Origin of the sequence: Komagataeibacter xylinus NBRC 15237 (genome assembly GCF_001571345.1) — a bacterium.
In the GTDB taxonomy this organism is placed as follows: Bacteria; Pseudomonadota; Alphaproteobacteria; order Acetobacterales; family Acetobacteraceae; genus Komagataeibacter; species Komagataeibacter xylinus.
On record NZ_BCTP01000149.1, the window covers coordinates 1 to 598 of the forward strand.

The window sequence follows — 598 nt, forward strand, 5'->3', positions numbered from 1 at the left end:
ACGGATATGCGCAAGGGCATATCGGGGCTGGCCGCACTTGCACAGGACAGGCTGCGTCAGGACCCGACATCGGGCGCTCTCTTCGCCTTTCGCGGTCGCCGGGGGGACAGGATCAAGCTTCTGACGTGGGACGGTCAGGGGTTCTGCCTTTATTACAAGGTGCTCGAGACCGGACGTTTTCCGTGGCCCTCCCCGGCAGATGGCGTTGCCCGCCTGACAGCCGCACAGATGGCCATGCTCTGGGAAGGAATCGACTGGAGACGGCCATCCTGGTCGGCGCCCCCCTCTCGCGTAGCCTGATTTTTTTTCGTTATTTCTGTCGCGGATTTCTTTGTTTTCTGGCAGTTTTCCGCTATTATCCAGAGATGGAGCGACACTCTGGCCCCCTGCCTGATGATCTGGAGACCCTCAAGGGCATCATCATGGCCCAGCAGGGCGAGATCGTGCGGCTGTCGGCGTCGGCCCGGGCCTATGATGCCCTTGTCCAGTCGCTCAGGATCCGGATCGCTCGCCTGCAGAAACAGAAATTCGGGGCCAGTTCAGAAAAGATCGAGCGTGAGACTGAACAACTCGAACTGCTCCTCGAAGATGTGGAAAT

2 protein-coding genes are annotated in these 598 nt (G+C 59.4%); both read left to right on the plus strand.

The window, feature by feature from the left end:
- Positions 1–300 (plus strand): IS66 family insertion sequence element accessory protein TnpB (gene tnpB, locus GXY01S_RS16830; protein WP_156470359.1); only part of this gene is annotated, 300 nt, incomplete at its 5' end.
- 65 nt (positions 301–365) lie between these two features.
- Positions 366–598 (plus strand): IS66 family transposase (locus GXY01S_RS16835; RefSeq protein ID WP_456306313.1); only part of this gene is annotated, 233 nt, incomplete at its 3' end.